We start from the raw sequence: 20,389 nt of genomic DNA, 5'->3' as shown, positions 1-20,389 counted from the left end.
TTTTTCATAAACTGGAAGGCCTTTTCTTATCGGGTCATTATATTCCACCTTCACGTTCACTGGTATTAGGCAGCAGGATCACAGCAAAGAATAATATCAGCCTGATAAGTGGCGGTGATATTAACGGGAAAGCCGTTCAGATACAGGCTAGCGGCAATACATTATTATCCGCTGGAAGAAATATTACATTACCTGCCCTGGCTTATTCTGCAATTAACCAGGCTAATGATAACAACAAGGATGACCGACATATTATTGCCCAAGTCCGGGGTGATAAAAAACTGACGATGGCAGCAAATGGCGCTATCACCACTGCGGGGACTCAATTGACTTCTGACGGTGATGTCACGCTCTCCTCCGGCGGTAATCTGCGTTTTGAATCGGTGCAAAATCACATCTACCGGGAAAACGGCAGGGAATTCACCAAATCAGTGAGCCAGCAAGGCACCGAATTGACCAGTGGCGGCATACTCACGCTTATCTCAAACGGCAGTATCCTTTTCCAGACCACTAAACTGGCGGCCAAAGGGGCAATGGATGTCGCGGCACAAGGCGGCTACCTGTACGCTCAGGCGATGGAAGAGTCCAGCCACTATGAGAAAACAGAGACCAAACGCCGGTGGTATGGCAGAAAGAAAACCACCACACGCACCCGTCATGATGTCACGAACAAAGTCACTGAATTTACCGCCGGCGGTGATATTAACCTGTTAAGCCGGGATGACAGCACCTATGAAGCCAGCAAAATCACCACCAATCAACATGCTAAACTGACCAGTACGCACGGTCAGGTTAATTTCAAAGCGGTAAAAAACAGCACTTTTGCGCAAACGATTACCCATTCCAAAGGCTTTTATATCACGCAGACAGATAAAGGTTACACCGAAAATACCTGGGTGCTTCCTGCTATTCATCTCGGTGGAAAACTCACCGTCGAAGCCGCTAACGGGGTCAGCGCGGATATCAAAGCCCAAAAGGTTCAGTCATTACAGGCTGTCATCTCCGTGCTCGGTAATACCCCGGAAACCGCCTGGCTGAAAGGACTGAGTGAACGTCAGGATGTGCAATGGAGCTTAGTCAACGATGCATATGACAGCTGGGATTATAAAAGCCAGCACCTGAATCCGGTGGTTTCGGCGGTGATAGCGATTGCCGTGGCTACCGTGACGGCAGGTGCAGGCATAACGGCTTCTGTGGCTGGTTCAGCGGCGACGGCTGCGGGGGCAACCGCCAGCACCGCGGCTACTGTGGGATCAATGGCTTACGGTGCGACAGCTTCCGGCATGGCGGCGCTGGCCTCTCAGGCGGCGGTCACTCTGGTGGATAATCAGGGTGACCTGTCCAAAACCTTAAAGGCCATGGGCAGCAGCGATACGGTTAAATCCATCTTCACATCCATGGCAATGGGCGGCGCACTGGCGGGTTTTGACACGGTGATGGGATGGGATAACGCGGCGAATGGCGCAAAACTGGATCCATCAAAGGCAACATTACCTTCCCTGAGCAACGGCGACTGGAGCAAAGTGGCTCAACGGGTTGCGGGCCAGTCCATTATCGGTGCCAGTCTGGGGACAACGATTAATGGCGGCAGTTTTAAAGACAATTTCACTGCGGCTTTGCTGTCTAATATTGGTAGCCAGATGAATGCGGAAGGGGCCAATCTGATTGGCAATAACGGCCAAATTCTTGGTGTGCCGGGTAAAGCGATTAGCCATGCTGCGGTATCCGCTCTGGCCGCCGAGATAGGTGGAGGCAATGCCAAAGGGGCTGCGGCGGGTGCGTTGGCAGCAGAACTGGCGGCAATCACGCTGGATAAAACGTTCAGCGACCCAATGAGCATTCAGGCTGGCGGTAAAATTATCGGCGGCGTGGCTGGTGCGATTGTAACTCATAGCGCAGAAGGTGCTAACAGTGGTGCTAATGCTGGGGAAATAGTTATTGTCTATAATTCTCTGGCACACCTTCTGTCCGCAGCAGAGAAAGAAAGACGGGGTACAATCAAAGCTTACGAGGAGAAAAAGAGAGCCTTTTGTCAGCAGTCACCGGAGGCGTGTAAGCAAGCCGGAGAGATTATCAGCTTTGGTACTGACTTCGTGCCGGTTATCGGGGATATTAAAGGTTTTGTAGAGGCTGAGAGCGCATTAGATTATCTGGTAGCCGCGATAGCCATTATTCCCGGTGCAAGTGATGCCGCAGGGAAGACGATTAAAGCGGCAGAGAAAGCACTAAAGAATGGGGATGTTGGAAAAGCGTCTAAACTGATTAATAAAGTCAGTGATGAAATCTCTGCATATAACTCGGCAACTTATCCAAAATTGAAACATAACTTGGCAAAACAAAATTTGCACAACATTGCTTCGCAGGATTCAAGGCTAGCAGCTGCGATTAAAGGGGACAATGGTAAGGTTAACTTTGGTATAGGAAATGGAAGTCGTGAAGAAGCTGATCGGTTGGGTAAAATTTGGGTTGGTGATGGTGCGAGGCCAATCAGTGATGGAACTGGATTAGTTAGTGCTGATGGTACTCGTATATATCGTTTCCCGACAGAGAAGAAAAATAGCAAGCATGCCTCAACAGGAACTCAAGCTAATTTTGAAACCTTTAAAATAAACCCATCTACAAGCGATAAAATTAAGATAGGAAACGGTCATTTGGATATCCAATAGGATGAATTTTTATGAAAGCGGAACTAAAAAGCATATCTAGTGATGATTATGATCTAGATTCATATTTTCCTGATAACGAAGATGAATTCTTATTAAGAGTCATATTGCGCATTGGAGAAAAAGATAGTGAAGGGGCAGATAATTTTGATTTATTTATCTGCACTCCAGATTGGCTATTAAAACATCACTGGACCCCAGAATTAATCAGGCATATGTTACTTATACGAAAATATGATCTGGCTGAAATCACCAAAACCATAACAGATTATATAGATAAGTGTGAATGTAAAGACTGGGAGGAAATAGCTGAAAAGCTCTCCCGTGTCTTTGCCTGGGAATATGAGGATTACCAAAGCTGATATTGATAGCCCCAGCCCTATACTTGCCTCTCAATTCAATCTCTTGGTTACGAGGCAGAATTTGGCTGGGGTTTCTTTATCCTCTGGTTACTACTTACCTACTCAGCAAAAATTGGTCACAAATCTGGCGTCGCTAACAGTAGTGCTATTACCGAGGAAATCGTTATTGTCTATAATTCGCTGGCACACCTTCTGTCTGCGGCTGAGAAAGAAAGACGGGGTACAATCAAAGCTTACGAGGAGAAAAAGAGAGCCTTTTGTCAGCAGTCACCGCAGGCGTGTAAGCAAGCCGGAGAGATTATCAGCTTTGGTACTGACTTCGTGCCGGTTATCGGGGATATTAAAGGTTTTGTAGAGGCTGAGAGCGCATTAGATTATCTGGTAGCCGCGATAGCCATTATTCCCGGTGCAGGTGATGCCGCAGGGAAGACGATTAAAGCGGCAGAGAAAGCGTTAGTTAAAAGTGATGTAGCAGAAGCTTCCAGACTGATTAATAAGGCCAGTGATGAAGTTAATACAGCGAAATATTTTGGGCAGGAAAGAAAATACTGGTCAGCTAATCCAATTGAATTTCAAGGGAATAAGGTTTATCAGAGAAATGATATATTCGATCTAAAATATATTGACCCAAAATCAGGAAAAACGAACGTAGAGCTAATGTCGTCTGGTCGCGCACCAATCGGTACAGATGGTAAACCAGTGAATCTTCACCACATGTTACAGAAACAAGATGGCGCAACTGCAGAAATCACACAGTCTTTTCATAAAGAAAATCATGGAGTTATACATATTAATGATAATAGTATTCCTTCAGGCATAAATAGAGCAGAATTTAACAAATGGCGCATTAGCTATTGGAAAGACAGGGCCAAAAGCTATAAATAGGTGAAAAAAATGAACAATGATTTAGATAAAGTTATTGATCAGATAAAACTTCTATCTGGTGGAGAAAAAAACAATATAGACCTTCCAGACGATGAGTTACTAACAAAATATGAACATGATATTGGTTTCACTTTTCCAGCTGATTATAAAAAAGTCTTAAAGGAAATAGGAAATGTTTTCTATGGAACCATAGAATTATTGTCAGTAACTAAAGATAAAAAAAATTATGGGGAGCTGTCTCAATCTCTTGATGATGCAAGAAAGTTAGGGGTACCTAAAGACTGGTTGCCTATTTGTGAAGATAACGGAAACTATTACTGTCTGCTTGCTGATGGTCAAGTTAGATACTGGTCCCATGATGGCTATAGTGACGAGATGTGGTCAGATATCACCGATTGGATCCAACAAGTATGGATAAATAGTTATTAATAAATACTCACCCCAGCTACAACTGGGGTTTCTTTAATGCGCTGGTTACTACTTTATCAGTAAAAATTATTAAAAAAACCGGCAGCAATCACGCTGGATAAAACGTTCAGCGACCCCATGAGCATTCAGGCTGGCGGTAAAATTATCGGCGGCGTTGCTGGTGCGATTGCAACTAATAGCGCAGAAGGTGCTAACAGTGGTGCTAGTGCCGGTGAAATCGTGATCCTCTTCAATCACCTGCATTCCATGCATGTTTACAATCTGACCAGAGAACTTCAAAAAGCCAATAAGCAAGGTGCCTCTACCGAAGCCATCTGGAACAAATACGGAGAACTCAGCGCTGCACAACGGGCAGAAATGTTGTCTGACTGTGCCGGGAGCGGTGGATTATGTACGCTAACCTACCAAGCTGAAATGGAAGGGGGAATAAAAACAGCCGATGCCGTTAGTGGCCTGAGATGGATGTTCGGCTTGTCGGAAGAAGATGCTCATCGTCTCAGCCAGTTTGTGACGACAGAAAACCAGAACGATTTAGGACTGTTATATAACGCCCTGACCGCCTAGGAAAAAGGTGCACTGATAGCCAAAGAAGAGGTAGAATCTGCCGGTATTGGTGGTAAAGTTCCGGTTGCTTCGATTGTTGGGAAGTATTCATCGACGACGTTATCCTTCGCTTATTTTACATTTACCTGTCCTGCCATAACCATTTAAAAGCACAAAAACAGATGTATTAAAGATTTTATATAAAAGACGGATTTAACTATAAGTACAGTTTTCTAGATGACATTAACCATTAACAGAAAACTTAAAATAAATCAGCGAGAAAAAGAATATTATCTGAAAAAACATAATGGGGTATCTTTATACTACCAAGCTATTTACGAGTTTATTTATGAAGATAAAACAAAGGATGGTAACTTATAAAAGCTGATCAGAATTGCCAGTAAAACAGCTTCAATAAAGATAAAGCGAATATGGTTAACATTGATTAAACGTAAAAAACAATATACCATGATGATTAAACTTAATAAAAAACAAGTGTTAAAAACAGTAAAAACAACGGATAAAACTTTATTACACCAATTAAAACCAGAGGTTAAAAACCTACTCATCATAAATCTATCAGTGAAAACGAGGAAAATCATTATATTTATTAATGCTTATATACCCTGCAAAAAGACACATAAGAATATATAATGGGTTATTCAGACAATATATTTAAAAAAGAGCCGGATTTAATCACGCTTTCAATCTTAAAATTGATTATTTATCAAAAGGTTATATAATTATTCGTAAAAAATAAGAATAACAAAATCCTAAAATAAATGATTTAATCGAATCCGCCTTGCATTTATTGTGTGAATCCGTCCACTTTAAAAATCCTTAATAAATTATTTTTACTTTTAATGATTAAAGTTTTCACCTGTTTTTTTCATGATGTGCTTGCCATTTTTTTCAGATTTTAAAACCACGCTGACAGACAAAACAATAGCTTTTCTTAACGGCTATTTTATCACTTTCAGATAAAGCATATTTAATCTTACCTTACTAAATACTCAGCAGTGATAGTCGAGGTGCTAAAAGGTCAGCAATCTGAGATACAGAGCAATGCTGTGTTTGCTAATTTCATATGTTATCCTACAGTTATTCACTAACTCACACTGAATAATACCCATGTTTGCCAAGTTACTGCGTTCTGCTTTTTTGGGATTACTTGTAGCTGTAATTTTGCTGATTACCGTTCCATCGCTGCGCCCTAACGGGCTGGTATCTGCAATAATCAGCAACAATAATGATGAAATTCCATTCAGCTTTAATCAAGGTGTCCGTAAAGCAGCACCCGCAGTGGTTAACGTCTATAGCAGTAACATGGGTAGTTTTTCTCATGAAGGCAGAGAAAATCATACCCTCGGTTCCGGTGTCATCATGAGTGATAAGGGTTATATTCTCACCAATAAACATGTCATCAACAATGCAGGACAAATTATTGTTGCACTGCAAAATGGTCATTTTTATGAAGCCCTGGTTATCGGCTCTGATAGCTTAACGGATCTTGCTGTCCTGAAAATTGATGCCGAGAACCTGCCTGTCATTACTATTAACCCAAATAGAGTTGCTCATGTGGGAGATGTCGTTCTCGCCATTGGTAACCCTTACAATTTAGGGCAAACCATTACCCAAGGGATTATTAGCGCTACTGGTCGCGTTGGATTAAGCCCCACCCGACGCCAAAACTTTCTCCAGACCGATGCTTCGATTAATCAAGGTAATTCTGGCGGGGCGTTGATTAATACCCTTGGTGAACTGATAGGTATCAACACATTATCATTTGATAAAAGTGAAAACGGTGAAACACCAGAAGGGCTGGGTTTTGCTATTCCTACCGAACTCGCCACAAAGATTATGCAGAAACTTATTCGTGACGGACGGGTTATCCGGGGCTTTATCGGCATAACATCACAGGAACTTCCACATATTCGCTCTTATAACGGCAATATTAATCAAATTCAGGGGTTACGGATATTCCAGGTTACTCCAAATGGGCCCGCTCAAAAAGCCGGTATTAAGATCGATGATATCATTATCAGTGTAAATAATAAGCCAGCTATTTCTGCGGCTGAAACAATGGATCAAGTGGCTGAAATACGCCCCGGCAGCGTTGTTCCTATCACTTTATTGCGCAATGGGAAAATATTATCACTGCAAGTGACCGTTGAAGAGTTTGAAAGTTAACGATAATCTATAACGTTTCAGTGAATTACCATTCAATTAAAGAAAATGTTTGTGGACCATATCCAGATGAAGTAATAGAAGTTATAGATGGAAAGCTTTCAACCAGTTTATCTTGCTGGATAAAATTATGAGTGGTGGGAGCAAGTCACATGAGAATTATTTCTAGCATACGGGCAATATGTGTCAAAAACATCCGTATTTGACACTGTATATAGGAACGTCTTTAGCATTAAAGGAAATAAGAAAATTGGCGATTACCGCAGCTACTCGATCACGACCTCTATTTCTTATTTCCAAATTAAGAAAGTAAAATCACTTTTCCGCTTATTTCACGCGTTCAATATCCGCACCAAGCCCACGCAGTTTATCTTCAATATGCTCATAACCACGGTCAATATGATAGATGCGGTCAACAACAGTCACACCTTCCGCAATACAACCCGCCAGAACCAAGCTTGCTGATGCGCGTAAATCAGTCGCCATGACCTGAGCACCAGAAAGCTTTTTAACACCGTGACAAAGCACCGTATTGCTTTCAATTTCAGCATGAGCACCCATACGAATTAATTCAGGGATATGCATGAAACGGTTTTCGAAAATAGTTTCGGTGATCATCCCAACCCCTTCTGCAACCAAATTCAGTAAACTGAACTGTGCTTGCATATCTGTCGGGAAACCGGGATGTGGCGCAGTACGCAATGTCACAGCCTTGGGTCGTTTACCGTGCATATCAAGGCTTATCCAGTCTTTACCAATTTCAATATCAGCCCCCGCCTCACGCAATTTAGCCAATACTGCATCCAGTGTATCCGGTTGAGCATGACGGCAAACGACCTTACCACCGGATATCGTAGCCGCAACAAGAAAGGTACCTGTCTCAATCCGATCGGGTAATACCCGGTATACACCACCACCAAGGCGTTCTACGCCTTCAATGATGATATGGTCAGTACCTGCACCTGTAATTTTTGCGCCCAGAGTATTGAGAAAATTGGCGGTATCTTCAATTTCAGGTTCGCGTGCCGCATTCTCAATAACCGTTGTCCCTTCAGCCAGTGTTGCCGCAGTCATAATCGTGACTGTCGCCCCAACGCTGACTTTATCCATCACAATGCAAGCCCCTTTCAGACGCCCATTAACGGAAGCTTTAACGTAGCCCTCTTCCAGCACAATTTCAGCCCCTAACTGTTCCAGGCCACTGATATGCAGATCAACCGGACGTGCGCCAATCGCACAACCACCCGGTAAAGAAACTTGCCCCTGACCAAAACGCGCGACCAGCGGACCTAACGCCCAAATAGAGGCACGCATCGTTTTTACCAGATCGTAAGGCGCACAATATTGATTTACACCGCGGGCATCCACAAAGACAGAACCATTACGCTCAATTTTGGTTCCAAGGCGATTCAATAATTTGATAGTGGTATCAATGTCTTTCAGTTCTGGAACATTTTGCAACTCAACAGGCTCTTCAGCCAACAACGCGGCGAACAGGATTGGCAGTGCAGCATTTTTTGCCCCGGAAATAGAAACCTCACCCGACAGACGAGTTGGCCCCTTCACACGAAATTTATCCATCTGTGATGACTCTCTTTATATAATTTGCTGTTCGCGGCGAGGCAAACAGCATTAAAAACCGTTGAGCTTACGATCCCGTTTCCAATCATCCGGTGTATAGGCTTTGATTGACAAGGCATGAATACGATTGTCAGCAATGTATTCCATCAAAGGCGCATAAACGGCTTGCTGCTGTTTTACCCGGCTCATGCCAGCAAACATTTCACCAACCACAATAACCTGGAAATGGCTGCCATCTCCGTTAACGATGACTTCATCCAGTGCTAATTTATCCATCAGCACTTGTTTAATCTCATTGGTATCCATAATTGCTCAATTCTGTAGTTAGAAATAATAGACCGTCGTCTATCCTAATAGAATCCGACTGACTCTTAAACTATGAAAACGCCCTTGTCACATTTCTGATTACAAGGGCGCTGATTATACAGATAATTACTGAGATTATCGGCTAGCTATCAATGATAATTTCTTGCAGATCGTAAAGCGTAATCAAGGTGCCAAGCCGTTCACTGACGCCGGAAAATAGCAGTTTAACCCCTTCTTTTCGCATATGATGTTTAAAACGGATTAAAAGAGCCAACCCGGTAGAATCCACATGCTCAAGCTGTGACACATTGACGCCGTTGATACCGGCCAGTAATTTTTCTTTTTGCTGCCAGAGAGGCAGCAAAGTGTCACGATCCAAAATACCTTTGAGGATCAATATTTGCCCTGTTTTTTCCCAGCTCAGTCTCTCATTCATGTTACTTTTTCTCTTCCAGCGTAATGGGCTGCCGGGCACTGATTTCAAGTTGTTTAGTCAAACCATCAATACCTTGCCGACGTAAGATAGAAGCCCATTCACTCTGCTTAGTTGTAATCATACTGACGCCTTCAGCAATCATATCGTATGCCTGCCAATAACCCGTTTTGCTGTTTTTACGCCACTGAAAATCAAGGCGAACTGGCGGGCGACCATTCGAATCAATAATAGTGACACGAATCGCAACGATATTGTTGTCTCCCAATGGTTTTTCAGGATCAATCTGATAAGTTTGATCCTGATACATTGCCAGAGCCTGCCCATAAACCTGCTCAAGGTAAGATTCAAATGCGGTAAAATAAGCCTCGCGTTGTGCTGGCGTCGAATCTTTATAATAGCTCCCCAGAACTAATGCCCCAGCATATTTGATATGTACATAGGGCAGTAATTCTTCTTTCACCACCTGGCGCAAATAATCTGGATTTTGACGAATCTGTGCCTGACTATTCTTCAAGCGGGTAAACGTCTTTTCTGCCGCATCCTGCATCAACTTGTAAGGGTTCGTCTGATCAACTGCGCTAGCGAATGGCGCCACCACCAACAGCGCCACCATTAATAATCTCTTCAACATAATTGGTTCCTCTTAATGATATTTAATTGTGGGTTGGTGCTGGAGTCTGTTCTGCCCCACTCTGGGCGTTATCGCCCCCCTTATACAAGAATTGACCAATCAGATCCTCAAGTACCATCGCTGATTTGGTATCCTGCACACGGTCTCCCTCTTTCAGGATACGGGTTCCCATATCGGGATCTTCAAACCCCATATTCAGAGCAATGTATTGTTCACCCAATAGACCAGAAGTGCGGATGGAAAGAGAACTGGTATCAGGAATGCGGTCATATTGCTCCATGATATCGAGCGCCACCTGGGGTGTATAAGTTTTTTCATCAAGAGAGATAGTTGCAACACGACCAATCACCACACCACCAATTTTTACCGGTGAGCGCACTTTAAGACCGCCGATATTGTCAAAAGTTGCGTATAAACGGTAAGTCGGTTGGTTACCAACCGATTTAATATCTGCCACTTTCAGGCATAAAAAGACGATTGCAGCCAGTGCAATCAAGACAAAAAACCCAACCCAAATTTCAATTTTCTTGCTTTGCATTGACTTAATTCCCAAACATGAGTGCTGTCAGCACAAAATCCAAACCTAAAACGGCTAACGACGCATGAACTACCGTTCTGGTTGTTGCCCGACTGATCCCTTCTGAGGTGGGGATCGCATCATAACCATTAAATAAAGCAATCCAAGTCACGGTAATGGCAAAAACGACACTTTTAATAAAACAGTTAAGTAAATCTTTCTGCCACTCGATAGCAGACTGCATTGCAGACCAGAAAAAACCGCTGTCGATCCCCTTCCAATCAACACCAACCACTGCGCCACCCCAAATGCCTACAGCCACAAAAATCAAGGATAATAACGGCATACTGATAAACCCGGCCCAGAAACGGGGTGCTATCACACGTCGTAATGGATCTACCGCCATCATCTCCAGACTGGAAATTTGTTCCGTGGCTTTCATCAAACCGATTTCTGCGGTTAGCGCTGATCCTGCACGACCGGCAAACAGCAATGCAGTGACAACCGGCCCCAGCTCACGTAGCAGAGACAGCGCCACCATCATACCAAGGCTGGCTTCTGCGCTGTATGTTGTCAGTATCAGATACCCCTGTAAGCCGAGTACCATGCCAATAAATAACCCTGAAACCATGATAATCAACAATGACCGAACACCTACGCTGTAAAGCTGTTGTCGAAGTAATGGCCATTGTCTGGCAGGTTCTGGCTTGCCAATTATCGCGCTAAACAGCATAAAACCTGCACGGCCAAAAGAGGCGAATACCTCAATAGCCCGCCTGCCAAGTGCCACCAGCGCCTGTGTTAATATCAACATTCCACTATCCTAATAACTCAGTTTTATAATCCCCTGCCGGGAAACGGAAAGGTACCGGCCCGTCAGCAATGCCATCAAGAAATTGCCGTACTCGCTGATCAGCATTAGACTGCAACTGTTGAGCGGTACCCTCGGCAATAATCTGTTGTTCAGCCATAATATAAGCATAATCTGCAATGCTCAGAACTTCCGGCACATCGTGGGAAACGACCACACAGGTCACACCAAGCGCCTTATTCAGTTCGTCAATGAGTTTCACCAAAACCCCCATCGTAATCGGGTCCTGACCAACAAAAGGCTCATCAAACATAATCAGATCAGGATCAAGGGCAATGGCGCGAGCCAGAGCAGCACGCCTTGCCATACCACCGGAAAGTTCAGAAGGCATCAAATTCGCAGCACCACGTAACCCAACAGCTTCCAATTTCATCATGACAGTCGTCTGTATAATTTCTTCAGGCAGATTCGTATGTTCACGCAACGGAAAAGCGACGTTCTCAAAGACATTTAGATCAGTGAATAATGCCCCAGACTGAAACAACATACTCATCTTCTTACGGGCAGCATACAAGCGAGAACGGGATAAAGCAGGAATATTATCACCATCAAACCAGATTTCTCCCTGTTCAGGACGCAACTGCCCGCCAATCAACCGTAATAGTGTTGTTTTCCCTATCCCAGAAGGCCCCATGATTGCAGTGACTTTTCCTTTGGGCACCGCCAGATTAATATCAGCAAAAATCGGACGGTTACCACGGGTAAAATACATGCCACGGATCTCGATGAGATTTGCTGTTTGTTGACTCATTATTGATAGACCTTAACGGTTAATAAATTGGCTTTATATTTGGTTCATATATTAATCATACATACTACAAAAAAGCGGGAGAATTTTCGCCACTAAAGTTGTGACAAATTTTACTTTTCCATCCTCCGCCGTCAGAATATACCCCATCTCACTGAACAAACAATTTTTGTTTAAGAAATCAACCAACGTTAATATTAAATTCGGAATATACCTTACAAGGGACGCTCCATGCTTCTGACCTTTTTACTCTTAATTACCGGGTTGATTTTACTGGTATATGGTTCCGATAGATTAGTATATGGTGCTGCAATTTTTGCCCGTACTCTGGGACTGCCTCCCTTTATTATTGGTATTACCATTGTTGGCATCGGAACGTCTCTGCCCGAATTGATGGTTTCAGTTACTGCCATGCTGGATAACCAACCTGATATGGCTGTTGGTAATGTTATTGGCTCCAACATTACCAATCTGCTGCTGATAACCGGCGCTGCTGCACTTATTCGCCCACTGGAAGTAAAATCAGAAATGCTACGGCAAGAACTGCCTTTAATGCTGCTGATCACCGCTTTCTGTGGTTATTTGATGAGTGATAACTATCTCAGCCGGATGGACGGGTTAGTATTACTGGTTTCTGGCATTGCGTATATATTACTGATGATAAAAATGGCTGCTCTGCCACGCTGTGCCGAAGCTGATATTTACACACAAGAGCAGGTTTCTGAATTACCGCTGGAAGGCAATAAACGCATTGCCCTGCTTTGGATACTCTTAGGGTTGATTATTTTACCTATGGCAACCCGTATGGTTATTGATAATGCAACGGTTATTGCCCGCATTTATGGTATTAGTGAATTAGTTATCGGGCTTACTGTGCTTGCAGTCGGCACCAGTCTGCCAGAATTAGCGACCTCTATTGCAGCCGCGTTCAAAGGGGAAGATGATATTGCATTCGGGAATATTATAGGGTCGAATATATTCAATATATCAATTGTTTTGGGCCTTCCCGCATTACTCTCACCAGCAATCATTTCACCTGAATCTTTCCATCGTGATTTTTGGGTGATGATGGTAGCCAGCACAATATTTGCTGCATTTTGTCTGGGTCGTAAACACCGGTTAAACCGATTTAAAGGTGTCCTGTTATTAAGCTGCTTTATCGCTTATTTTATCGTGCTGTTTATTTGCAATTACAGTACTGAATAAACACAAATTAGTAGGAAAAAGAAATGCCTAAGATTGATTTTCAGCAAGCGGGTAAGAAAGTTTTACAGATAGAACGTGATGGGTTGGCAGAACTTGAACAATATATCAATGAAGATTTTGCCCGCACCTGTGAACTGATATTCAACTGTGAAGGTAAGGTTATTGTCATGGGGATGGGCAAATCCGGCCACATCGGGTGTAAAATTGCTGCAACTTTCGCCAGTACGGGTACACCCTCCTTTTTCGTTCATCCGGGAGAAGCCAGCCACGGTGATCTCGGTATGGTTACACCTAAAGATATCGTTTTGGCCATCTCAAATTCGGGTGAATCCAATGAAATTCTGTCATTGATCCCCGCATTGAAACGCCAAAAAATTCCGCTTATCTGCATGACTAACAATTACAACAGCAATATGGGAAAAGCGGCGGATATCCACCTGTGTATCAAAGTCCCACAGGAAGCCTGTCCGTTAGGTTTAGCGCCAACAACCAGCACAACAGCAACATTGGTTATGGGTGATGCTTTAGCGGTTGCATTGCTCCAGGCTCGCGGCTTCACTGCTGAAGACTTCGCACTATCACACCCAGGCGGTACACTTGGACGCAAACTTCTGCTGTTGGTGAGTGATTTAATGAATACAGGTGATGATATCCCAAGAGTGAATCGCGATGCCTCTTTACGTGAAGCACTGGTCGAAATCACCCGCCAAAAACTGGGTATGACCGTCGTTTGCGATGAAAATATGTATATTGATGGTATTTTTACCGATGGTGACTTGCGGAGAGTGTTTGATATGGGAATTGATTTGTACAATGTCAAAATTTCAGCTGTTATGACCGCCGGCGGTATCCGTATCAAACCAAATGCCCTTGCCGTTGATGCATTAAACTTAATGCAGTCACACCATATCACTTCCTTACTGGTTACCGAGGAAAATAAATTACTTGGTGTATTACATATGCATGACCTGTTACAAGCTGGCGTAGTTTAACCCGAGAGAACATCTTAATGAGCCAATTAGTTTATCTGGATACCTGTTATGGTCCAGTTAATAAAGACATTATTGAAAAAGCCGGTAGAATCCGTCTGCTGATTTGCGACGTTGACGGTGTGATGTCTGATGGCCTGATATATATGGGCAATAACGGCGAAGAATTGAAAACGTTTAACGTTCGTGATGGTTACGGGATTCGCTGCTTGATTACTTCAGGAATCGAAGTCGCTATTATTACCGGCCGTAAGGCAAAATTGCTGGAAGATCGAGCAAACACACTGGGCATTACACATCTTTACCAAGGACAAAGTGATAAGGTTTTGGCGTATAGAGAACTGTTAGATAAACTGGGACTAACACCAGAACAAGTTGCTTACATCGGTGATGATCTGATTGACTGGCCAGTCATGGAACAAGTGGGCTTATCTGTCGCTGTGGCAGACGCGCATCCACTGCTATTACCAAAAGCACATTATGTCACCCGGATTGCTGGGGGTCGCGGTGCGGTAAGAGAGCTTTGTGATTTGGTGCTTTTCGCTCAGAATAAGCTGGAAGAGGCCAAAGGATTATCAATATAGTAGGTTGAAACGAAACGAGAATGGATAAAATCAAATCCTGGCTGACCATAATACTGGCGTTAATCACCCTTGCGTTAATTGGCTGGAACTTATCTGATTCAGACGAGACTAACTCATCTTCTGTTACAGATAACAGTCAGCCAACATACCAAAGTCAGGAAACCATAACCTTTGTTTATGATCCTACGGGTAAGCTGACGTATAAACTGGTCGCCGATGACGTCCAGAATTATGCTGAGTCAAAACTTACCTGGTTTACCAAGCCGGTATTAACAACATATGACTCAAACGCCATTGCTACATGGACAGTTCGTGCGAACAAAGCCAAACTGACCAACGACAAAATGCTCTATCTTTACGGAGATGTGCAGGTTGACAGCCTGACTGATACGGCACAATTACAGCGTATTACCACAGAAAATGCTATCGTCAATCTGGTAACTCAGGATGTTTCATCCGACGATCAGGTCACACTGATTGGCGTAGGATTGAAGTCCGTCGGTATGAAAATGCGTGGCAATCTGCGGAACAAAACCGCTGAACTGATTGAAAAGGTTAACACCTACTATGAGATCCAACATGAACAACAAAATCCGTAATGCTGTTATTGCCAGTGCCATTTTTACTGCCAGCCTTCCCGCTCTGGCACTGAAAGATGATACACAGAAACCGATTTCTATTGCTTCTGTTAAACAATCTCTTGACATAACAAGGAACACTTCCACATTTACAGAAAATGTGATCATTAAACAGGGTTCTATTGATATCCACGCTGACAAAGTTGTTGTAACCCAACCAGACGGTGATTCGAAGAAAATGATTGTTGAGGCATTTGGTAATCCGGTAACTTTCTATCAGCTACAAGATAACGGTAAACCAATCAAAGGCCACGGTTCTAAAATGCGTTACGAAATGGATAAAGAGCTGGTTACACTGACCGGCAACGCTTACCTTGAACAGTTAGACAGCAATATAAAAGCCGACCGTATCACCTATCTGGTCCCAACCCAGCAAATGGAAGCGTTCAGTGACAAAGGTAAACGAGTGACAACCATTCTGTTACCTTCTCAGTTACAAAAAGAAGACCCTGCGGTTAACAACAAGAGTAAATAACGAGATATGGCAATACTAAACGCAGAAAACCTGGCAAAAACTTATAAAGGCCGTAAGGTCGTTGAAAATGTCAGCTTAAACGTGAACTCCGGTGAAATTGTTGGCCTGCTTGGCCCTAACGGTGCAGGGAAAACCACGACTTTTTATATGGTCGTAGGCATTGTTGCACGGGATGCCGGGACTATTACCATTGATGGCGAAGATATTAGCCTGCTGCCACTTCACGAACGGGCGCGCCGTGGTATTGGCTACTTGCCTCAGGAAGCTTCTATTTTCCGCCGTCTGAGCGTCTTCGACAATCTGATGGCCGTATTGGAGATCCGTCAGGATCTGACTCAGGAGCAACGGAAGGAACGTGCCGAAGAGCTGATGGAGGAGTTCCATATCAGCCACCTGCGAGACAATCTCGGTCAATCACTTTCCGGTGGTGAGCGTCGCCGCGTAGAGATTGCCCGTGCGCTGGCAGCCAACCCTAAATTTATTTTGCTGGATGAACCTTTCGCCGGCGTAGATCCAATCTCAGTTATCGATATCAAAAAGATCATTCAACATTTGAGAGATTATGGGTTAGGCGTCCTGATCACAGATCATAACGTCCGTGAAACATTGGATGTATGTGAGCGTGCTTATATTGTCAGCCAAGGGCAGCTGATTGCTCATGGCACACCGAATAATATCCTTAATAATGAACAGGTTAAGCGCGTTTATTTAGGCGAAGGTTTCCGGCTCTAATTCAGCCAGGAGAATTGATTTAACGCTATGAAGCAAAGTTTGCAACTCAGGCTCAGTCAGCAACTGGCTATGACACCACAGCTCCAACAAGCCATTCGTTTGTTGCAACTTTCTACGCTTGAACTTCAACAGGAAATACAACAAGCGTTAGAAATGAACCCTTTGCTTGAGCAGGATGAAGATCATCAAGAAATCAGTAATCAGGAGTCTCCTGACGACGAAACTGACGTTATGGATACACTTGATGCCCTGCAACAAAAGGATATGCCAGATGAGTTGCCACTGGATGCCAGCTGGGATGAAATTTATACAGCGGGTACACCTTCCGGTACACGTAATGACTATAGTGATGACGACCTGCCGCTTTACCAAGGTGAAACAGTCCAAACCCTGCAAGACTATTTGATGTGGCAGGCAGGACTGACCCCTTTCACAGAAACAGACGCGGCAATTGCCACATCAATCATTGATGCCGTAGATGATACAGGCTACCTTACTGTACCACTAGAGGATATCCTTGCCAGTATTGGCGACGATCAACTGACTCTGACAGAAGTGGAGGCCGTGCTCAAACGAGTGCAACATTTCGATCCTATCGGTGTCGCTGCCCGTAATCTGAAAGATTGTCTACTGATCCAGCTATCAATGTTCCCACCAGAAACACCTTATCTGGAAGAAGCGAAACTGATCGTCTGCGAACATCTGGAGTTACTGGGTAATCGGGATTTCCGCAATTTAATCCGCTTAAGTCGCTTAAAAGAAGATACACTGAAAGAGGTAATTGATTTAATTCAGTCACTTGAACCAAGACCTGGCTTGGCGGTAAACACAGGTGAATCAGAGTATGTCATCCCTGATGTGCTGGTTCGAAAAGAGAGTGAGCACTGGCAAGTAGAATTGAATACAGATAGTATTCCGCGTTTACACATTAATCAGCATTATGCAGAACTTGGGCAACATACACACAATGAAAGTGACAGCCAGTTTATCCGCAATAACCTACAGGAAGCTAAGTGGCTTATCAAAAGCCTGAAAAGCCGAAATGACACTCTGCTGAAAGTTACGCGCTGCATTGTAGAACAGCAACAGGAATTTTTTGAACATGGTGAAGAATATATGAAGCCCATGGTTTTGGCAGACATTGCCTTCCAGGTTGATATGCATGAATCTACCATTTCCAGGGTGACTACCCAGAAATTCCTACACAGCCCACGTGGCATTTTTGAATTGAAGTATTTTTTCTCCAGCCATGTTAATACAGAAAGTGGAGGCGAAGCCTCTTCAACTGCAATACGGGCTTTGGTGAAAAAACTGGTAGCAGCGGAAAACTCCGCCAAACCATTAAGTGACAGCAAACTGACGAGCATGCTAGCCGATCAAGGCATTATGGTTGCCCGACGGACTGTCGCAAAATATCGAGAGTCGTTATCCATTCCGCCATCAAACCAACGTAAGCGTCTGGTTTGAAATGAACAGAGAAGGAAGACAATATGCAACTCAAAATAACTGGCCACAATATTGAAATTACTGATGCATTACGCGACATTATCACTGCAAAATGCAGCAAGCTGGATCAATATTTCGATAGGATCAACCTGACTCAGGTAATCCTCCGTGTGGAAAAGGTACAACAAATCGCCGAAGCCACGGTACATATTAACGGAGGCGAGTTGCACGCATCCTCAGAACATGAAGATATGTATGCAGCAATTGATGGACTGGTCGATAAACTGGCTCGTCAGTTAACCAAACATAAAGATAAACTGAGACAACATTAACAGTTATTTAACAATGGCTGTAGTAAAAACAGCGGAGTTTTGCTGTAAAACAGTGCACAAATACCGGATGCCACAGCTAACCTATGACATCCGGTATCAATTAAGCACCTAAGCGAATAGAAGAATGAATAACCAAGCAGATTTACTACTAAGCTCTGTACTTTCCCTTGAGTGTACACGTAATAATGTACATTGTTCGAGCAAAAAACGGGCTTTAGAGATTATCAGTGAGCTGGCATCTAAACGGCTTAAATTACCCGAGAATATCGTATTCGAAGCAATATTGACCCGAGAAAAAGTAGGCACTACTGGAATTGGCAGTGGTATTGCTATCCCTCACGGTAAGCTGGATGAAGAAAGCTCAGATCAAGCTGTTGGCGTTTTCCTCAATCTGGAACAACCCATTGCTTTCGATGCCATTGATAATCAACCAGTCGATTTGCTGTTTGCTTTACTGGTTCCAAACGATCAATGCCAGACACACTTACACACATTGTCATTAATTGCCAAACGCCTTGCAGACAAAAATCTCTGCCGTCGTTTAAGATCGGCACAAAGTGATGAAGAACTTTATGCAATTATCACTGAATAGCTGTTGCAATGAATGGAGAGCAACAGATAACAGTGGCTCATAATAATAACCACTGAGAAATTAAGGGGAGTCGTCTCATGGTGCTGATGATAGTCAGTGGCCGTTCCGGTTCGGGTAAATCCGTTGCCTTGCGCGCACTGGAAGATATGGGTTTTTATTGTGTAGACAACTTGCCGGTAGTGTTGCTGCCGGAATTAGCCAATACGCTGGCTGACCGAGATATTTCCGCTGCTGTCAGTATTGATGTAAGAAACATGCCGGAATCCCCCGAAGTTTTCGAAGAAGCCCTGACTAAACTACCAGCCAGTTTCTCACCGCAATTACTGTTTCTTGATGCTGACCGTAATACACTAATCCGCCGTTATAGCGATACCCGCCGTCTGCATCCACTATCAAGCAAAAACCTTTCTCTGGAAAGCGCGATTGATCAAGAAAGCGATCTGCTGGAGCCACTTCGTTCAAGAGCTGATCTGATTATCGACACTTCCGAAATGTCAGTCCATGAACTGGCTGAGATGCTAAGGACCCGTCTGCTGGGCAAACGGGAACGTGAGCTGACAATGGTCTTTGAATCTTTCGGCTTCAAACATGGCATTCCAATTGATGCCGACTATGTTTTTGATGTACGTTTCCTGCCAAACCCACACTGGGACCCAAAGCTGCGGCCAATGACGGGTCTTGATCGTCCCGTAGCCGCTTTTCTCGACCGCCATACAGAAGTGCATAACTTCATCTATCAGACCCGCAGTTATCTTGAACTTTGGCTGCCCATGCTTGAAACCAATAACCGCAGTTATCTGACCGTGGCTATTGGCTGCACCGGCGGTAAACACCGTTCTGTTTATGTGGCAGAGCAGCTGGCTGACTATTTCCGCTCCCGTGGAAAAAACGTACAGTCACGCCACCGTACTCTTGAAAAGCGGAAATAATGACTGTCAAGCAGAAACTTAAAATCAAAAACCGGCTGGGAATGCACGCCCGGCCAGCAATGAAGCTGTATGATCTGGTACAGCTCTTTGAATCTCATGTTGTCTTGCGCAATGATAGCCATGTTGAAGCTGAAGCCAGCAGCGTGATTGCCATGCTGATGCTGGATTCGGAAAAAGGCAGCTATATTGAAGTTGAAGTCAGTGGCCCAGATGAAGCACAGGCTCTTGCCGCTATTATTAATCTATTTGATGCAGGATTTGACGAAGAATAACCTCCCCCTCCTCTCTGGCTTATCATGTTCTTAAC

At 43.9% G+C, this 20,389-nt stretch carries 24 protein-coding genes; 17 read left to right on the top strand and 7 right to left on the bottom strand.

From position 1 onward, the window contains the following. The 6 genes from ACGF7G_RS17715 to degS form a co-directional block, all read left to right on the top strand. A partial coding sequence (locus ACGF7G_RS17715) for a DUF637 domain-containing protein (protein ID WP_387467220.1) occupies positions 1-2,666 on the top strand: 2,666 nt, incomplete at its 5' end. Between the two features lie 11 nt (positions 2,667-2,677). Then, positions 2,678-3,025 (top strand): immunity 8 family protein, encoded by a 348-nt coding sequence (locus tag ACGF7G_RS17710; protein ID WP_387467218.1) that lies wholly within the window; start codon positions 2,678-2,680, stop codon positions 3,023-3,025. Positions 3,026-3,346: 321 nt separating this feature from the next. Then, the gene (locus ACGF7G_RS17705) at positions 3,347-3,910 is read left to right on the top strand and encodes an HNH/ENDO VII family nuclease (protein ID WP_387467216.1); all 564 of its coding nucleotides are present in this window, start codon (positions 3,347-3,349) and stop codon (positions 3,908-3,910) included. 9 nt (positions 3,911-3,919) lie between these two features. Next, the gene (locus tag ACGF7G_RS17700) at positions 3,920-4,339 is read left to right on the top strand and encodes an SMI1/KNR4 family protein (RefSeq protein ID WP_387467214.1); all 420 of its coding nucleotides are present in this window, start codon (positions 3,920-3,922) and stop codon (positions 4,337-4,339) included. Positions 4,340-4,456: 117 nt separating this feature from the next. Beyond that, on the top strand, positions 4,457-4,903 hold the full coding sequence (locus ACGF7G_RS17695) for a hypothetical protein (RefSeq protein WP_387467212.1): 447 nt from the start codon (positions 4,457-4,459) through the stop codon (positions 4,901-4,903). A 1,110-nt stretch (positions 4,904-6,013) separates the two neighbouring features. Further along, positions 6,014-7,072 (top strand): outer membrane-stress sensor serine endopeptidase DegS, encoded by a 1,059-nt coding sequence (gene degS, locus ACGF7G_RS17690; protein ID WP_133815568.1) that lies wholly within the window; start codon positions 6,014-6,016, stop codon positions 7,070-7,072. A 324-nt stretch (positions 7,073-7,396) separates the two neighbouring features. Here degS and murA read toward each other — a convergent pair whose 3' ends face one another. The 7 genes from murA to mlaF all read right to left on the bottom strand — a co-directional run bounded on the left by murA (position 7,397) and on the right by mlaF (position 12,162). After that, complete coding sequence (gene murA, locus ACGF7G_RS17685) at positions 7,397-8,650, bottom strand: UDP-N-acetylglucosamine 1-carboxyvinyltransferase (protein ID WP_387467210.1); 1,254 nt, start codon at positions 8,648-8,650, stop codon at positions 7,397-7,399. Positions 8,651-8,701: 51 nt separating this feature from the next. After that, complete coding sequence (ibaG, locus tag ACGF7G_RS17680) at positions 8,702-8,956, bottom strand: BolA family iron metabolism protein IbaG (protein WP_011148158.1); 255 nt, start codon at positions 8,954-8,956, stop codon at positions 8,702-8,704. A gap of 142 nt (positions 8,957-9,098) precedes the next feature. Next, positions 9,099-9,392, bottom strand: coding sequence for a lipid asymmetry maintenance protein MlaB (gene mlaB / locus ACGF7G_RS17675; protein ID WP_387467207.1), 294 nt, complete (start codon positions 9,390-9,392; stop codon positions 9,099-9,101). A 1-nt stretch (position 9,393) separates the two neighbouring features. After that, entirely contained in the window at positions 9,394-10,023 is a 630-nt protein-coding gene (mlaC, locus tag ACGF7G_RS17670; RefSeq protein WP_387467206.1) for a phospholipid-binding protein MlaC, read from the bottom strand. Between the two features lie 22 nt (positions 10,024-10,045). Next, the gene (mlaD, locus tag ACGF7G_RS17665; protein WP_133815573.1) at positions 10,046-10,561 is read right to left on the bottom strand and encodes an outer membrane lipid asymmetry maintenance protein MlaD; all 516 of its coding nucleotides are present in this window, start codon (positions 10,559-10,561) and stop codon (positions 10,046-10,048) included. A 4-nt stretch (positions 10,562-10,565) separates the two neighbouring features. After that, on the bottom strand, positions 10,566-11,348 hold the full coding sequence (gene mlaE / locus ACGF7G_RS17660) for a lipid asymmetry maintenance ABC transporter permease subunit MlaE (RefSeq protein WP_387467222.1): 783 nt from the start codon (positions 11,346-11,348) through the stop codon (positions 10,566-10,568). A gap of 10 nt (positions 11,349-11,358) precedes the next feature. Then, complete coding sequence (gene mlaF / locus ACGF7G_RS17655; RefSeq protein ID WP_387467204.1) at positions 11,359-12,162, bottom strand: phospholipid ABC transporter ATP-binding protein MlaF; 804 nt, start codon at positions 12,160-12,162, stop codon at positions 11,359-11,361. Between the two features lie 228 nt (positions 12,163-12,390). Here mlaF and ACGF7G_RS17650 point away from each other — a divergent pair, with 228 nt between their 5' ends. From ACGF7G_RS17650 to npr, 11 genes are all read left to right on the top strand, one after another. Then, complete coding sequence (locus ACGF7G_RS17650) at positions 12,391-13,365, top strand: calcium/sodium antiporter (protein ID WP_387467202.1); 975 nt, start codon at positions 12,391-12,393, stop codon at positions 13,363-13,365. A 23-nt stretch (positions 13,366-13,388) separates the two neighbouring features. Beyond that, positions 13,389-14,357, top strand: coding sequence for an arabinose-5-phosphate isomerase KdsD (gene kdsD, locus ACGF7G_RS17645; RefSeq protein ID WP_387467200.1), 969 nt, complete (start codon positions 13,389-13,391; stop codon positions 14,355-14,357). 17 nt (positions 14,358-14,374) lie between these two features. After that, positions 14,375-14,938: a 3-deoxy-manno-octulosonate-8-phosphatase KdsC gene (kdsC, locus tag ACGF7G_RS17640; protein WP_133815577.1), complete on the top strand. Its 564-nt coding sequence runs from the start codon at positions 14,375-14,377 to the stop codon at positions 14,936-14,938. A gap of 20 nt (positions 14,939-14,958) precedes the next feature. Beyond that, a complete protein-coding gene (lptC, locus tag ACGF7G_RS17635; protein WP_387467198.1) occupies positions 14,959-15,537 on the top strand; it encodes an LPS export ABC transporter periplasmic protein LptC in 579 nt (192 codons plus the stop codon). Continuing rightward, positions 15,518-16,051, top strand: coding sequence for a lipopolysaccharide ABC transporter substrate-binding protein LptA (gene lptA, locus ACGF7G_RS17630; RefSeq protein WP_387467196.1), 534 nt, complete (start codon positions 15,518-15,520; stop codon positions 16,049-16,051). The genes lptC and lptA overlap by 20 nt, the downstream gene beginning before the upstream one ends. 6 nt (positions 16,052-16,057) lie before the next feature. Further along, on the top strand, positions 16,058-16,783 hold the full coding sequence (gene lptB, locus ACGF7G_RS17625; protein ID WP_387467194.1) for an LPS export ABC transporter ATP-binding protein: 726 nt from the start codon (positions 16,058-16,060) through the stop codon (positions 16,781-16,783). Positions 16,784-16,810: 27 nt separating this feature from the next. Continuing rightward, positions 16,811-18,250 (top strand): RNA polymerase factor sigma-54, encoded by a 1,440-nt coding sequence (gene rpoN, locus ACGF7G_RS17620; protein WP_387467193.1) that lies wholly within the window; start codon positions 16,811-16,813, stop codon positions 18,248-18,250. A 23-nt stretch (positions 18,251-18,273) separates the two neighbouring features. Then, complete coding sequence (hpf, locus tag ACGF7G_RS17615) at positions 18,274-18,561, top strand: ribosome hibernation promoting factor (protein WP_015835763.1); 288 nt, start codon at positions 18,274-18,276, stop codon at positions 18,559-18,561. A gap of 124 nt (positions 18,562-18,685) precedes the next feature. Then, the gene (ptsN, locus tag ACGF7G_RS17610; RefSeq protein WP_036837490.1) at positions 18,686-19,153 is read left to right on the top strand and encodes a PTS IIA-like nitrogen regulatory protein PtsN; all 468 of its coding nucleotides are present in this window, start codon (positions 18,686-18,688) and stop codon (positions 19,151-19,153) included. A gap of 77 nt (positions 19,154-19,230) precedes the next feature. Continuing rightward, complete coding sequence (gene rapZ, locus ACGF7G_RS17605) at positions 19,231-20,082, top strand: RNase adapter RapZ (RefSeq protein WP_021323560.1); 852 nt, start codon at positions 19,231-19,233, stop codon at positions 20,080-20,082. Continuing rightward, on the top strand, positions 20,082-20,354 hold the full coding sequence (gene npr, locus ACGF7G_RS17600) for a PTS phosphocarrier protein NPr (protein ID WP_387467189.1): 273 nt from the start codon (positions 20,082-20,084) through the stop codon (positions 20,352-20,354). The genes rapZ and npr overlap by 1 nt, the downstream gene beginning before the upstream one ends. The last annotated feature ends 35 nt before the right edge of the window (positions 20,355-20,389 follow it).

The organism is Photorhabdus sp. RM323S (assembly GCF_042879375.1).
GTDB lineage: Bacteria > Pseudomonadota > Gammaproteobacteria > Enterobacterales > Enterobacteriaceae > Photorhabdus > Photorhabdus tasmaniensis.
This window is presented reverse-complemented; position numbering and strand designations above follow the sequence as displayed.

Bases quoted from the DNA above. Each gene is read 5' to 3' on its own strand.
- mlaF (WP_387467204.1), bottom strand. From the start codon at position 12,162: ATGAGTCAACAAACAGCAAATCTCATCGAGATCCGTGGCATGTATTTT.
- degS (WP_133815568.1), top strand. From the start codon at position 6,014: ATGTTTGCCAAGTTACTGCGTTCTGCTTTTTTGGGATTACTTGTAGCT.
- ibaG (WP_011148158.1), bottom strand. From the start codon at position 8,956: ATGGATACCAATGAGATTAAACAAGTGCTGATGGATAAATTAGCACTG.
- kdsD (WP_387467200.1), top strand. From the start codon at position 13,389: ATGCCTAAGATTGATTTTCAGCAAGCGGGTAAGAAAGTTTTACAGATA.
- rapZ (WP_021323560.1), top strand. From the start codon at position 19,231: ATGGTGCTGATGATAGTCAGTGGCCGTTCCGGTTCGGGTAAATCCGTT.
- lptC (WP_387467198.1), top strand. From the start codon at position 14,959: ATGGATAAAATCAAATCCTGGCTGACCATAATACTGGCGTTAATCACC.
- mlaD (WP_133815573.1), bottom strand. From the start codon at position 10,561: ATGCAAAGCAAGAAAATTGAAATTTGGGTTGGGTTTTTTGTCTTGATT.
- ACGF7G_RS17700 (WP_387467214.1), top strand. From the start codon at position 3,920: ATGAACAATGATTTAGATAAAGTTATTGATCAGATAAAACTTCTATCT.
- lptA (WP_387467196.1), top strand. From the start codon at position 15,518: ATGAACAACAAAATCCGTAATGCTGTTATTGCCAGTGCCATTTTTACT.
- rpoN (WP_387467193.1), top strand. From the start codon at position 16,811: ATGAAGCAAAGTTTGCAACTCAGGCTCAGTCAGCAACTGGCTATGACA.
- mlaB (WP_387467207.1), bottom strand. From the start codon at position 9,392: ATGAATGAGAGACTGAGCTGGGAAAAAACAGGGCAAATATTGATCCTC.
- lptB (WP_387467194.1), top strand. From the start codon at position 16,058: ATGGCAATACTAAACGCAGAAAACCTGGCAAAAACTTATAAAGGCCGT.
- ptsN (WP_036837490.1), top strand. From the start codon at position 18,686: ATGAATAACCAAGCAGATTTACTACTAAGCTCTGTACTTTCCCTTGAG.
- npr (WP_387467189.1), top strand. From the start codon at position 20,082: ATGACTGTCAAGCAGAAACTTAAAATCAAAAACCGGCTGGGAATGCAC.
- ACGF7G_RS17650 (WP_387467202.1), top strand. From the start codon at position 12,391: ATGCTTCTGACCTTTTTACTCTTAATTACCGGGTTGATTTTACTGGTA.
- ACGF7G_RS17710 (WP_387467218.1), top strand. From the start codon at position 2,678: ATGAAAGCGGAACTAAAAAGCATATCTAGTGATGATTATGATCTAGAT.
- kdsC (WP_133815577.1), top strand. From the start codon at position 14,375: ATGAGCCAATTAGTTTATCTGGATACCTGTTATGGTCCAGTTAATAAA.
- murA (WP_387467210.1), bottom strand. From the start codon at position 8,650: ATGGATAAATTTCGTGTGAAGGGGCCAACTCGTCTGTCGGGTGAGGTT.
- mlaC (WP_387467206.1), bottom strand. From the start codon at position 10,023: ATGTTGAAGAGATTATTAATGGTGGCGCTGTTGGTGGTGGCGCCATTC.
- ACGF7G_RS17695 (WP_387467212.1), top strand. From the start codon at position 4,457: ATGAGCATTCAGGCTGGCGGTAAAATTATCGGCGGCGTTGCTGGTGCG.
- hpf (WP_015835763.1), top strand. From the start codon at position 18,274: ATGCAACTCAAAATAACTGGCCACAATATTGAAATTACTGATGCATTA.